The organism is Streptomyces sp. NPDC096324 (assembly GCF_044763015.1).
In the GTDB taxonomy this organism is placed as follows: Bacteria; Actinomycetota; Actinomycetes; order Streptomycetales; family Streptomycetaceae; genus Streptomyces.
The window spans coordinates 18,653-31,145 of the sequence record NZ_JBIWFK010000018.1 but is presented as its reverse complement, the minus strand read 5'-3'; the positions used below and the strand labels follow the sequence as shown (position 1 = coordinate 31,145).

General features: G+C 70.6%; 11 protein-coding genes. 3 read left to right on the top strand and 8 right to left on the bottom strand.

Annotation, left to right across the window (positions count from 1 at the left end; genetic code table 11):
- Positions 1 to 402: 402 nt before the first annotated feature.
- A complete protein-coding gene (locus ACIQ7M_RS35405; RefSeq protein ID WP_386985376.1) occupies positions 403 to 1,089 on the top strand; it encodes a M23 family metallopeptidase in 687 nt (228 codons plus the stop codon).
- Positions 1,090 to 1,292: 203 nt separating this feature from the next.
- On the opposite strand, the gene ACIQ7M_RS35400 is transcribed toward ACIQ7M_RS35405, so the two are convergent.
- The gene (locus ACIQ7M_RS35400; protein WP_355766110.1) at positions 1,293 to 1,886 is read right to left on the bottom strand and encodes a TetR/AcrR family transcriptional regulator; all 594 of its coding nucleotides are present in this window, start codon (positions 1,884 to 1,886) and stop codon (positions 1,293 to 1,295) included.
- 171 nt (positions 1,887 to 2,057) lie between these two features.
- Between ACIQ7M_RS35400 and ACIQ7M_RS35395 the strand changes: the two genes are divergently transcribed.
- Positions 2,058 to 3,671, top strand: coding sequence for an MDR family MFS transporter (locus ACIQ7M_RS35395; protein ID WP_403651881.1), 1,614 nt, complete (start codon positions 2,058 to 2,060; stop codon positions 3,669 to 3,671).
- Positions 3,672 to 3,861: 190 nt separating this feature from the next.
- Here ACIQ7M_RS35395 and cseC read toward each other — a convergent pair whose 3' ends face one another.
- The 5 genes from cseC to ACIQ7M_RS35370 form a co-directional block, all read right to left on the bottom strand.
- Complete coding sequence (cseC, locus tag ACIQ7M_RS35390) at positions 3,862 to 5,289, bottom strand: two-component system sensor histidine kinase CseC (RefSeq protein WP_403651878.1); 1,428 nt, start codon at positions 5,287 to 5,289, stop codon at positions 3,862 to 3,864.
- Positions 5,290 to 5,395: 106 nt separating this feature from the next.
- On the bottom strand, positions 5,396 to 6,103 hold the full coding sequence (gene cseB / locus ACIQ7M_RS35385) for a two-component system response regulator CseB (RefSeq protein WP_386985372.1): 708 nt from the start codon (positions 6,101 to 6,103) through the stop codon (positions 5,396 to 5,398).
- 17 nt (positions 6,104 to 6,120) lie between these two features.
- A complete protein-coding gene (locus ACIQ7M_RS35380; RefSeq protein WP_355766058.1) occupies positions 6,121 to 6,771 on the bottom strand; it encodes a hypothetical protein in 651 nt (216 codons plus the stop codon).
- Positions 6,759 to 7,298, bottom strand: a complete 540-nt coding sequence (locus ACIQ7M_RS35375; protein ID WP_355766061.1) for a SigE family RNA polymerase sigma factor — start codon at positions 7,296 to 7,298, stop codon at positions 6,759 to 6,761. Before ACIQ7M_RS35375 ends, ACIQ7M_RS35380 begins: the two co-directional genes overlap by 13 nt.
- A 247-nt stretch (positions 7,299 to 7,545) precedes the next feature.
- Positions 7,546 to 8,463, bottom strand: a complete 918-nt coding sequence (locus ACIQ7M_RS35370) for an A/G-specific adenine glycosylase (protein WP_403651873.1) — start codon at positions 8,461 to 8,463, stop codon at positions 7,546 to 7,548.
- Positions 8,464 to 8,655: 192 nt separating this feature from the next.
- On the opposite strand from ACIQ7M_RS35370, the gene ACIQ7M_RS35365 reads away from it, so the two are divergent.
- Positions 8,656 to 9,492 carry a hypothetical protein gene (locus ACIQ7M_RS35365; protein WP_355766066.1) on the top strand — a complete coding sequence of 279 codons (837 nt, stop codon included), beginning with the start codon at positions 8,656 to 8,658 and terminating at the stop codon, positions 9,490 to 9,492.
- A gap of 239 nt (positions 9,493 to 9,731) precedes the next feature.
- Here the strand turns inward: ACIQ7M_RS35365 and disA are convergent, their stop codons facing one another.
- Both disA and radA read right to left on the bottom strand, forming a co-directional pair.
- Positions 9,732 to 10,856: a DNA integrity scanning diadenylate cyclase DisA gene (disA, locus tag ACIQ7M_RS35360; RefSeq protein ID WP_355766069.1), complete on the bottom strand. Its 1,125-nt coding sequence runs from the start codon at positions 10,854 to 10,856 to the stop codon at positions 9,732 to 9,734.
- Between the two features lie 68 nt (positions 10,857 to 10,924).
- A complete protein-coding gene (gene radA, locus ACIQ7M_RS35355) occupies positions 10,925 to 12,334 on the bottom strand; it encodes a DNA repair protein RadA (RefSeq protein WP_351866145.1) in 1,410 nt (469 codons plus the stop codon).
- Positions 12,335 to 12,493: the final 159 nt, after the last annotated feature.

The following is a 12,493-nucleotide window of genomic DNA, read 5'->3' as shown; positions in this document are numbered from 1 at the left end:
TGCCCGGAGGCGGGGCCCCGGTGACATGACGCACAGGCGGTTTGTCCGGTACTAGGTCGAATAGTGGATATGCGAAAACGGACAAAAAGGACCATTGGCCCGGGGTGGCGAGGACTGTCGGCAGGTCGCCCCGACGCGTGGGCCGCGGGCAGGTTTGGCAAGGGATGTGCAGGCCTGAAGTGGGGTTAAACCCTGCTTTCCGGGCCAAAGGGACAAGATCCCTCGCCGGATGTCCGCGGTGTCAAGGTTCGGGAAGTTTTGGCATGAAGTACTACTTCAGACCGTAGATGGGGGGTTTGAGTGCGGCTGGGGGCGCGGGTTACCAATGAATGGCCAACACGGCAGCGAGCAGTCCGCCGGAGTTGTTGTTCAGTCCCTTGTCCCCGTCTCCACGAGGTTTTCATGTCGAAGCGCGTCACGTCCCGCAAGTCCCTTACGTCCATGGCTCGCACTCGGGCGGCCGTTCTGACCGTCGGTCTGGGCGCCTCGGTCGTGCTGGGCGCAGGGGTCGCGACCGCCGCTGAAACGGGCGTCAGCAGCAGCGCCACCGTCACCGCGGCCAACGCCGTTCACACCCAGGCCGCCGCTCAGGCCAAGGCCGCCGCCGCGAAGAAGGCCGCCGTCACCAAGGCGGCCGTCGCGAAGAAGGCCGCCGCGAAGAAGAAGGCCGCGTCCTGGATCGACCCGGTCGCGAAGTACTCCCTCTCGGCCAGCTTCAACCAGGCCGGTGGCATGTGGGCCCACAAGCACTCGGGCCAGGACTTCGCCGTGCCGACGGGCACCAACGTCATGGCCGCCCACGGCGGCACCGTCGTCAAGGCGGGCGGCAACGGCGCCGGTGACGGTCCGGCGTACGGCAACGCCGTCGTGATCAAGCACGCCAACGGCACGTACTCGCAGTACGCGCACCTGTCGCGCATCGACGTGCGCATCGGTCAGGTCGTCTCCACCGGTCAGCACATAGCCCTGTCCGGCAACACCGGTAACTCCAGCGGCCCGCACCTGCACTTCGAGATCCGTACGACCCCCAACTACGGTTCGGCCGTCAACCCCGTGACGTTCCTTCACAACATGGGCGTCAAGGTCTGACCCACCTGACGGGCGCCGGCCTCCGGTGCTAGGGCCTGTCTGGCAATTCCCGTCTGCTCGGCGACGCCATGCACGGACTCTCGCCGCACCGGCCCCAGACCCGAGTACGTCCAGTACGCGGGTCTGGGGCCGGCACGCCGAGAGCCCGCACCTGACGCCGCCGGGCCGCCCTTCGGGCGACGACGCGAATTGCCAGACAGGCCCTAGGAGGCCCCGCCCCCGTGGGCCTGTGTCACCAGATCGATCGCGACCTCGAGGACTGCCTTGCGCTTGTCCTCGGGGTCGCCTTCGACTTCCTTGAGCACGAACATTCCGGCGTGCATCGTGAACAGCGCGCTGATGCAGCGGACCTGGTCGGTCAGCGGCGCCTCGGGCTCCTTGATGATCTCCAGCATGCTGATCATGCGGTCCTTGAAGGTCTCGCCGATGCTCAGCTCGCGTACCGTCGCCTGGTTCTCCTGCATGAAACGGAAGAGCGGGGACGCGCCGCCGAGGGCCTCGCTGTAGCGGCGCAGCACCTCCTGCTTGGTCTCCAGGCTGTGCGGCTGCTGCCTGCCCCATTCGATCAGCTCGTCGAGCGGCCGGGTCAGATCCTGGAAGAGGCTGATCAGGATCTCTTCCTTCGTCTTGAAGTGGTAGTAGAGTGCCGCCTTCGTGACGTCCAGGTGCTCGGCGATCTCGCGCAGCGAGGTCTTCTCGTAGCCGTGCTCGGAGAAGAGTTCGAGGGCTACGTCCTGGATGCGCTGCCGGGTGTCGCCTCGGCGCTGCCGCTTGATGCCGTCCATGGTGCCGCCCATCCTCGTCTCCCTCACGCTCCTTGGAAACTTACCTGTCGACCGGCAGGTAAAACTAGCCCTACTTACTTGACGCCCGGCTAGTTAGAGGACTATTTTCCCGGATGTGATGAGCTTGCCGGTCGGCAAGTAAGTAGCCGTCCGACGGCAGAGGTACTCAGGGGAGTGGGAACGATGGCGGACACGACGAAGGCGGCCGAACCGGCCGCCGAGCAGACCGGGAAACCGGCCGAGGGCGAGAAGCAGCAGCGCAGCGTGCGCGTGGTCCTGCTCGCGCTGATGCTCACGATGATGCTGGCGATGCTCGACAACATGATCGTCGGCACGGCCATGCCGACCATCGTGGGTGAGCTCGGCGGACTCGAACACCTTTCCTGGGTCGTGACGGCGTACACCCTCGCCACCGCGGCCTCCACCCCGATCTGGGGCAAGCTCGGCGACATGTACGGCCGCAAGGGCTCCTTCATGACGTCGATCGTGATCTTCCTGATCGGCTCCGCGCTGAGCGGCATGGCCCAGAACATGGGTGAGCTGATCGGATTCCGGGCCATTCAGGGTCTCGGCGCCGGCGGCCTCATGGTCGGTGTCATGGCGATCATCGGCGACCTGATCCCGCCCCGTGAGCGCGGCAAGTACCAGGGCATGATGGCCGGCATCATGGCGCTGGCGATGATCGGCGGTCCGCTGATCGGCGGCACCATCACCGACAACTGGGGCTGGCGCTGGTCCTTCTACATCAACCTGCCGCTCGGCGCGGTCGCGCTCGCCGCGATCAGCATCGTCCTGCACCTGCCGAAGAAGCGGTCCGAGACGCGCATCGACTACCTCGGTGCCGCGCTGCTGACCATCGGCATCACCTCCATCGTCCTCGTCACCACCTGGGGCGGCACGGAGTACGCGTGGTCGTCCGCGCGGATCATGGAGCTCATCGGCCTCGGCGTCGCCGCGCTGGTCGGGTTCGTCTACTGGCAGTCCAAGGCCGCCGAGCCGATCGTGCCGCTGCACATCTTCCGCAGCCGCAACTTCACCCTGATGTCGATCATCGGTTTCGTCACCGGCTTCGCCATGTTCGGCGCCACGCTGTTCCTGCCGCTCTACCAGCAGGCCGTACAGGGCGCGTCCGCGACCAACTCCGGTCTGCTCCTGCTGCCCATGCTGGGCGCGATGCTCGTGACGTCGATGGTCGCCGGCCGGGTCACCACCGCCACCGGCCGCTACAAGATCTTCCCCGTCATCGGCGGTGTGCTGATGGTGATCGGTCTCTACCTGCTGTCGACGATGGACACGGACACCACCCGTTTCATGTCCGGCGTCTACATGGCCGTCCTCGGCCTGGGCATGGGCTGCCTGATGCAGGTCACCATGCTGGTGGCGCAGAACAGCGTGGAGATGAAGGACATGGGCGTCGCGTCCTCCTCCACCACCCTGTTCCGTACGCTCGGCTCGTCGTTCGGTGTCGCCATCATGGGCGCGCTGTTCAACCACCGCGTGCAGGACGTCATGGCCGAGAAGGCCGGCGCCCTGGGCTCGAAGATCACCGAGCAGTCGGCACAGCTCGACGCGGCGAGCCTGGCGAAGCTGCCGGCACCGGTCCGCGAGGCCTACCAGCACGCGGTGTCGGCCGGTACGCACTCGGCCTTCCTGCTGGGCGCGGCGGTCGCCGTGATCGTGATGCTCTCGTCCGTGTTCGTCAAGGAGGTCGCCCTCAAGGGGGCGGGCGCGCCCAAGCCCGGCGAGGGCGGTACGCCGGAGGACGCACCCCCGGTCCACCTCGCCGAGCCGGTCTGACCTGATCGCGGGGCCGGTCCTCCCGGCCCCCGCACTCCTCACACCGAAGGCCCCCGGCGCTGTCCGCCCCGGGGGCCTTCTCCTGTGTGCCTTCCGCGCGCTCCCGTGTACCCACTCCCGCGCGCGGTGACCGTCGTCCGTCGAGGTCGCGCGTCCGTCGAGGTCGCGACAGGCCTCGTGACCGCGGTCCCTACTTCCCGGACATCGGCAGCACCGGGTAGCTCCCGGTACTCGTCGGCGCGTGCTCCGGCAGCCACAGCACCGCGACCGCGCCCTCGGCGGGCACGCCCTCCGGAGCCCCGGCGGGCCGTACGTTGCGGAAGGTCAGCCGTGCGCCGAGCACCCGGGCCTGGCCCGCGGCGATGGTGAGGCCGAGTCCGTGGCCGTCGCCCGCGCGGTCGGCGCTGCCGGTGCGGAACCGGCTCGGCCCCTCGGCGAGGAGCTTCTCGGGGAAACCCGGGCCGTGGTCGCGGACGCGGATGACCCGGCCCTCGACCGTGACCTCGATCGGCGGCCTGCCGTGCCGTGCCGCGTTCGCCAGCAGGTTGAGCAGGACACGTTCCAGCCGGCGCGGGTCCGTCGTGACCTCCGACTCGTGCACCACCCGCACCTCGACGTCCGCCCCCCTGGCGGCGATCCGCCGGGCCACGAACTCACCGAGCATGATGTCCTGCAGTTCGGCACGCTCGGAGGCGCCGTCGAGCCGGGCGACCTCCAGGACGTCCTCGACGAGCGTGCGCATGGCCTGCGCACGGTCCCGTACGAGCTCGGTGGGCCGCCCGGGCGGCAGGAGCTCGGCCGCCGTGAGCAGCCCGGTCACCGGGGTACGCAGTTCATGGGCGATGTCGGCGGTCACCCGGCGCTCGGCCTCCAGGCGCTGCTGGAGCGCGTCGGCCATGGCGTCCACGGCCCGCGCCAGATCATCGGTCTCGTCGAGCACGACACCGCCGATCGCGTCCCGCACCCGGACGTCCGGCTCGCCCTTGGCGACCCGGTTCGCCGCGGCCGCCGCCTTGCGCAGCCGGCGCGAGAGCTGCCCGCCGATCAGCACGCCGAGCGCGCTGCCGCCGAGGACGACCGCGATCGAGCCGATGATCAACGCTTGGTCGAGGTCCTTCATCACGTCCGCGTTGCGGTCCGTGAAGCGCTCGTGCCAGGACAGCACCTGCCCGTTCCTGAGCGGGACGGCGGCCCAGATGTCCGGCACACCGTTCGAGCTGTCGGAGACGTAGGTCGCCCGCCGCCCCTCCGAGACCTTCGAGATCAGGTCCGACGGAATGGAGGGGTCGTCTATCTTGGCGCCGAACGGCGGCGGCCGACCCGGCCCGTACATGCGCTCGGCGAGCTGGATGCGCTCGTCGGCGAGGTCACGCGAGTTGTCCAGCATCGAGACCCGGGCCGCGTTGTGCACGACCAGGCTCAGCGCGACGGCGACCAGCGCGCCGACCAGGGCGATCGCCGTGCTGAGCTTCCAGCGGATGCCCGTACGGATGCTCGTACCCGAGTCCGCGCACCGGTCGATCCCTATGCCGATGCCCCGGCCGCCGGCCCGGCCCGGTCTGCGGCCCCCGCCGAGAACCTCGCCCCCGCCGGGACCCGCTCCCTCGCGCGCACCCATGCCCACGCCACCCCCCGCTTCCGCACGCCCGCCCGGAACCGGAACCCGTCCCACGGCCGAGGGCCTCCCCGGAGCCGAGCGCTGAAAAATCCCCCGCACGGCGTGCTCAGGCCTTCAACTTGTAGCCGAAGCCGCGGACCGTCTCGATACGGTCCTGGCCGATCTTCGTACGCAGCCGCTGCACATGGACGTCGACCACCCGGGTGTCCCCGCCCCAGCCGTAGTCCCACACCCGCTCCAGCAGCTTGTCGCGGCTCAGCACCGTCCCCGGCGCGGACGAGAACTCCAGGAGCAGCCGCATCTCGGTGGGCGTCAGCGCCACCGGCGTACCGCCCCGGGTCACCTCCATGCCCTCGGTGTCGACCTCCAGCTCACCGAAGACGAGCACCCCGCCCTCCACCGGCGCGCCGGTGTCGGCCGCCGCGCCCGCGCCGCCGCTCGCGTGCCCGAACCGGCGCAGCACCGCGCGGATCCGGGCGACCAGCACGGCGCCGTCGAAGGGCTTGGTCACATAGTCGTCGGCGCCGGCCTCCAGACCGAGCACGACGTCGATCGAGTCGGCGCGCGCGGACAGCATGATGACCGGCACGGTCGACTCGTCGCGGATACGGCGGCACAGCGACACCCCGTCGAGCCCGGGGACCATCACGTCCAGCAGGGCGATGTCGGGACGGTCGGCGCGGAACGCCTCCAGGCCCGAGAGCCCGTCGGGCATGGCCGTGACCGCGAAGCCGTCGCGCTCCAGGGCGAGTTGTGTGGCCTCGCGGATGACGTCGTCGTCCTCGACGAACAGGACGTGGGTCTGCTCTGCCATCCGGCTGCTCCGCGTTCTCAGTTCGCGTCCGGGGCGGGCGAACCGGAGCCGCCCACCGCGTTGCTGTAGTCGTTGTGGATCCTGGACTGCTCGACGAAGCGCGCCGAGGTCCAGCGGTAGGTGATCACTTCTTCGCTCGACGGGTACGACACCGGGTCGCCCTTCTCGTAGAGCTGCTGGGTGACCACGAGATCGCCCCGGTCGATCTCGGCGTAGACCGGAGGCTCCTCGGTCTTGAAGACGTTCTCGTACCGGCCGTTCTGCTCGCGATAGACGTAACTGCCGACACCCACGGCGTCGGCACAGGTCATCACGTTGATCACGATGTCGTTCGAGGCCCCGCCGGTCAGGTCGCCGTACGACACGTCGACCGGGTACTCGTCGGCGACACACGGCTTCAGGTCGCGTTTGACCGCCGCGCTGACCTCCGGATCGGCCTTGACGAGCTTGACCGCGTCCACGCGCTTCGGGGCCTTGGACGGAGTGCCGGAGACGACGGGCTTGATGCTGCCCTTGGCCACCCCGTCGCTGCCCGCCGGCCCCTCGTCGCGGGCACCGGTGCCGCCGGTGGCGCACGCGGTCACGAAAAGGCCGAGGGCGGCGAGCCCGGCCGCCGCCGAACTCCCCGCCTTCAGGGCCGTTCTGGCCCGGGCTCCTACGCCGCGCAACGCTCCCGCTCCTCACGTTCGAGCGCGCGTGCGTCCAGGTCGCGGCTCTCCAGCTCCTCGCGGAGCCGGGCCAACGCCCGGTGCAGCGTGCTCTTGACCGTTCCGGCCGACATGCCGAGCGCGGCGGCCGTCTCCTCCGTGGACATCTGCTCCCAGTGTCGCAGCACCACGACACTGCGCTGCTTGGGTGCCAGCACCTTCATGATGTCCATCAGCAGCGCACGGTCCGCGTGCTGCTCGGTGGCGTCCTCCACGGACGCGTCCGGCAGTTGCTCCGTGGGCACCTCTTCGAGCTTGCGGGCCCGCCACCACTCGGTCCGCGTATTGATCATCACGCGGCGCAGATAGGCGTCGGCCAGACGCTTGTCCGCGATGCCCTCCCAGCGGCCGTACGTCCGCACGAGCGCCGTCTGGAGCAGGTCCTGGGCGTCGACGGGATCGGGGACCAGGCGGCGGGCGCTGCGCAGCAGCGCGTCCTGCCGGGTTCGGACGTACTCCTCGAATTCGAGCACCTCGCCCTGCGCCATGATCAACCGCCTCCGTCCCCGTTTCCGACCTGCCCGCTGCCGGTTCTCCGTTGCCTGCGCACCGCCGCCGCCTCTGGTGGGGCGGCGCTTCCGCGGTACGGCACTGAAGCTACGGAGGCGTTGTCACGGGGTTGTCCGAGACAGCCTGCGGCCAGCACTCGGCTGTCCGTCGGTTGTGTAACGGCTGTAGGTACGGGGTAAAGGAACGAGGCTCTATGCCCCGGTTGATCCGCCTATGGTGTCTTTCTCAGGTGAGGGGCAACCGATACAGAGCGCCGGGGAGCGGTTCGACCAGTCCGTCGGCGACGAGCCCGTCGAGGGCGCGGCCCCGCTGCACCGGCTCGTCCCACACCCGGTCCAGCGCGCTCTGCGGCACCGGGGCGTGCGCCTCCCGCAGGACGGCCAGCAACTTGCCGCGCACCTGACGGTCCGTGCCCGCGTACGTCTGCCCCTTGCGCGGCGGTCCCTCGTGCTCGGGCTTGCCGGCCAGCCGCCAGGCGCACCGCGCGGCGATCGGGCAGCGGTGGCACGACTCGTTCCTCGCCGTGCAGACCAGCGCGCCGAGCTCCATCGAGGCGGCGGCCCAGCGCGCCGCCGTGCTCTCGCTCTCGGGCAGCAGGGTGCGGGCGAGCCTGCGCTCGGCGGCGGTGGTGGCGTTCGGCGGGTACTGCACGCCGGTGACGGCCCGGGCGAAGACCCTGCGGACGTTCGTGTCCAGGACGGGATGGCGCTGGCCGTACGCGAACGACGCGACCGCCGCCGCCGTGTACTCCCCGATGCCGGGCAGCGCCAGCAACTGCGCGTGATCCGTCGGTACGTCGCCGCCGTGCCGCTCCGTTATGGCCACCGCGGCGCCGTGCAGCCGCAGGGCGCGGCGCGGGTAGCCGAGCCGGCCCCAGGCCCGGACCGCCTCCCCGGGCGCGTCCTTCGCCAGATCGGCGGGGCGCGGCCAGCGCGCCAGCCACTGCTCGTACACGGGCAGGACGCGGTTGACCGGGGTCTGCTGGAGCATGAACTCGCTGACCATCACCGCCCAGGGGCCGGCATCGGTATGCCGCCAGGGCAGATCGCGGGCGTGCTCGTCGAACCAGGCGATGACGGGGGTGTGGAGGTCCTCGCCGGGGGCGTTCCGGGTGGGCCCGGTGGGCTTGGTGGGTGCAGTCATGGCAAGGTCGATCCTGCCATGCGGCGGTGGCGATGCGGGGACGACGCCGGGGGCGGGCGGTGGTGAAAGACCGCACCGGGTGACCGCCGCGGCGCCGGAACGGATGTCCGCCGGGATGATGATCCGGAAAAGTTGGTGCGGGGGCGGCGGGTAGGGCCTGCGGCGCCGCCGATCTCTCGTACAGTTTGCGCCGTGGGATCTCTGCGCAATCCGGTCGGGCCGCTACCCTCCACCATCTACTGGCGTCGGAGGGCCGTTCTGCTGTCCGTACTAGGGCTGTTGGCGATCCTCACCGTCTGGGTGGTCGGCACCGGAGGCGGCGGCCACAACGGCGCCGGCGGTTCGAACGGCAAGAACCCCGCTCCCTCGATCACGCCGGGCCCCTCCGGTTCGGGCCCCGCGATCAGCCAACACCCGGGCGGCCGCGACGAGTCGAGCGGCGGCGGTGACGGCGGCGGGAGCGGAAGCGACAGCGGCGGGGCGTCGGGCGGCGGTTCCGGTGACGGCTCGGGCGACGGTTCGGGCGACGGCTCCACGGGATCCGGCGACAGCACCGGCGGCGGTTCCGACGACGGGTCCAAGAACGGCGGCGAGGCGGCCGACCGGCTCCCGGCCGGTTCCACCGTCCCCAACTGCACCCCGGCGAACGTCAAGTTGACGCTCAAGAGCGTGCGCAACACCTACGCGCCCGGCGAGCAGCCCGAGATCGAGATCGTCGCCAGGAACAGCTCGGGCAGCGACTGCAAGGTCGATGTCGGCCCGAAGAACGCGATTCTGACGATCACTCAGGCGGGCGCCGACGAGGACATCTGGGCCTCGGACGACTGCCCGAAGGACGCCGCGGGCTACTTCCTGCGGGTACCGGCCGGCGGCCAGGCCGTCCACACGGTGAAGTGGGACCGCAAGCCCGGCGCCCCCGCGTGCGCCACGCCCCCTTCGGGGTCGGCCCCCGCGGGTACCTACCTGGTCGAGGCGAAGGCCCCCGGGCTGGCGAAGGCGCAGGCGTCGTTCGTCCTGTCCAAGGACTGAGCGGCACCCTCCCCCGACAGGAGCGGGCCCCGGTGAACCCGGGGCCCGGACCGACCGCCCGCGGCCGGATGACGGCGAACGCCGTACCGGTCCGCGACGAGGCCCCCCGAAGAACTCCCGGACACGGCGCTCCAGGATCTGGAAGTGCCGCTCCAGATCCTGGACGTCGCTCCAGATCCTGGACGTCGCTCCAAGCCCTGGACGTGTCGCTGCAAGCCCTGGACGTGTCGCTCCAGGCTCTAGACGTACCGCTCCAGGATCGAGGACTCCGCGAGACGGGACAGGCCCTCGCGCACGCTGCGGGCCCGCGCCTCGCCCACGCCGTCCACCGTCTGGAGATCGTCCACGCTCGCCGCGAGCAGCTTCTGGAGCCCGCCGAAGTGCTCCACGAGCCGGTCGATGATCGCGCCGGGCAGCCGGGGCACCTTGGCGAGAAGCCGGAAGCCGCGCGGGGAGACCGCGGAGTCGAGTGCCTCGGGAGAGCCGGTGTACCCCAACGCCTTGGCCACCGTGGAGAGTTCGAGCAGCTCGCCGTGGGCGAGCGCGTCCAGCTCGAACAGCGCCTCGTCGACCGTGCGCGAACGCTTGGCGGTCGGCTCGGGCACGTAGTCCCGGACGACCAGCTCGCGGTCGGGCTCGACGCCGGCGATCAGCTCGTCGAGCTGGAGGGTCAGCAGCCGTCCGTCCGTGCCCAGTTCCACGACGTACTCGGCGATCTCGGTGGCGATACGGCGCACCATCTCCAGCCGCTGCGCGACCGCGGAGACGTCCCGGACCGTGACGAGGTCCTCGATCTCCAGCGCCGACAGCGTCCCCGCGACCTCGTCGAGACGGAGCTTGTACCGCTCCAGGGTGGCCAGGGCCTGGTTGGCGCGGGAGAGGATCGCGGCGGAGTCCTCCAGCACACGGCGGTGACCGTCCACGTACAGGGCGATCAGCCGCATCGACTGGGAGACCGAGACGACGGGGAAGCCGACCTGCTTGCTCACCCGGTCCGCGGTGCGGTGCCGGGTGCCCGTCTCCTCCGTCGGGATCGTCGGGTCGGGCACGAGCTGCACGCCGGCCCGGAGGATTTTGGTGATGTCCTTGTCGAGCACGATGCCGCCGTCGAGCTTGCACAGCTCGCGCAGCCGGGTCGCGGTGAACTCGACATCCAGGACGAATCCACCCGTGCACATCGCTTCGACGGTCTTGTCGGAGCCGAGCACGATGAGTCCGCCCGTGTTGCCCCGGAGGATCCGCTCCAGCCCGTCGCGCAGTGCCGTGCCGGGTGCCACGGCGCTCAGTGAGGCGCGCATCAGGCCATCGGCACCGGAGCTCCCGCCGGACTTTCCGGGAGCTGCCGCCCGGTCGTTGGCTGCCACTGCACTCCTCCGGTCGCAGGTTTTCGGTCGCCCTCGTTTCGTACGGACGGGCGAGACCAGGGCAAAGTCTACCGGCGCTGCTCCTCGTCCCGTGGGGCCTCTCTGCGACGCGAGCGCGGAAGGACACTCAGAGCCGCGCCGATGTCGGCCACTTCCAGGACCTTCATACCGGCGGGGACCTTGCCCGGATCGGTCGGTACGAGGGCGTGGGTGAAGCCCAGACGATGGGCCTCGGCCAGCCGGCGCTGGACGCCCGTGACCCGTCTGACCTCGCCCGCGAGCCCCACCTCGCCGATCGCGACGAGGTTCTTCGGCAGCGGGACGTCACTGGCGGCGGACGCCAGGGCGAGCGCGACGGCGAGGTCCGCGGCGGGCTCGGTGAGCTTCACACCGCCGACGGTCGCCGAGTAGATGTCCCGCTTGCCCAGAGCGCTGATTCGGCCGCGCTGCTCCAGGACGGCGAGCATCATCGAGACGCGGGAGGTCTCCAGACCGGAGGTCGTACGGCGCGGGGAGGGGATCTGGGAGTCCACCGTGAGCGCCTGGACCTCGGCGACCAGCGGACGGCGGCCTTCGAGGGTGACGGTCAGGCAGGTGCCCGGGACGGGCTCGGCTCGGCGCGTCAGGAAGAGCCCCGACGGGTCGGTGAGCCCCGTGATGCCCTCGTCGTGCAGCTCGAAGCAGCCGACCTCGTCCGTCGTGCCGTAGCGGTTCTTGACCCCTCGGACGAGCCTCAGGCGCGCGTGCCGGTCGCCCTCGAAGGACAGGACGACGTCCACGAGGTGTTCGAGCAGCCGGGGTCCGGCGATCGCGCCGTCCTTGGTGACATGGCCCACGAGCAGGGTGGACATGCCGCGCTCCTTGGAGGCGCGGATGAGCGCGCCGGCGACCTCCCGGACCTGGGCCATGCCGCCGGGGGCGCCGTCGATCTCCGGGGAGGCGATGGTCTGCACGGAGTCCAGGATGAGCAGCGACGGCTTCACCGCGTCCAGATGACCGAGGACGGCCGACAGGTCGGTCTCCGCGGCGAGATAGAGGTGGTCGTCGATCGCCTTGATGCGGTCCGCGCGCAGCCGCACCTGGCTCGCCGACTCCTCGCCCGTCACGTACAGGGTGCGGTGTTCGTCACTCGCCGACTTGGCCGCCACGTCCAGCAGCAGCGTGGACTTGCCGACACCGGGCTCGCCCGCGACGAGGACGACGGCTCCGGGCACGAGACCGCCGCCGAGGACACGGTCCAGCTCGGGCACGCCGGTGCTGCGGGCGGTGGCCTGACGGCCGTCGACCTGCCCGATGGGTACCGCTGACGTGGTGACCCGGCCCGGTGCCGTCGTACGGACGGCGGGCGCGCCGTACTCCTCGACCGTCCCCCATGCCTGGCATTCGGCGCAGCGGCCGAGCCATTTGGCCGTCTGCCAGCCGCACTCGGTGCAGCGGTAGGACGGCCGGTCCTTCGCGGATTTCGTACGGGCAGCCATGACCGAACCGTAGCCGGAGCCACTGACAACCCGGCACGCGACGGTACGGACCCACCCGCTCCCCGCTCAGGGCCAGGCCCCGGCCCCGGTTCGGCCCCGCCGCTTGCCCTGTCCCTGCCCCCTGTCCCTGCCCCCTGCCCCCTGCCCCCTGCCCCCTGC

Bases quoted from the DNA above. Each gene is read 5' to 3' on its own strand.
- ACIQ7M_RS35405 (WP_386985376.1), top strand. From the start codon at position 403: ATGTCGAAGCGCGTCACGTCCCGCAAGTCCCTTACGTCCATGGCTCGC.
- ACIQ7M_RS35400 (WP_355766110.1), bottom strand. From the start codon at position 1,886: ATGGGCGGCACCATGGACGGCATCAAGCGGCAGCGCCGAGGCGACACC.
- ACIQ7M_RS35395 (WP_403651881.1), top strand. From the start codon at position 2,058: ATGGCGGACACGACGAAGGCGGCCGAACCGGCCGCCGAGCAGACCGGG.
- cseC (WP_403651878.1), bottom strand. From the start codon at position 5,289: ATGGGTGCGCGCGAGGGAGCGGGTCCCGGCGGGGGCGAGGTTCTCGGC.
- cseB (WP_386985372.1), bottom strand. From the start codon at position 6,103: ATGGCAGAGCAGACCCACGTCCTGTTCGTCGAGGACGACGACGTCATC.
- ACIQ7M_RS35375 (WP_355766061.1), bottom strand. From the start codon at position 7,298: ATGGCGCAGGGCGAGGTGCTCGAATTCGAGGAGTACGTCCGAACCCGG.
- ACIQ7M_RS35370 (WP_403651873.1), bottom strand. From the start codon at position 8,463: ATGACTGCACCCACCAAGCCCACCGGGCCCACCCGGAACGCCCCCGGC.
- radA (WP_351866145.1), bottom strand. From the start codon at position 12,334: ATGGCTGCCCGTACGAAATCCGCGAAGGACCGGCCGTCCTACCGCTGC.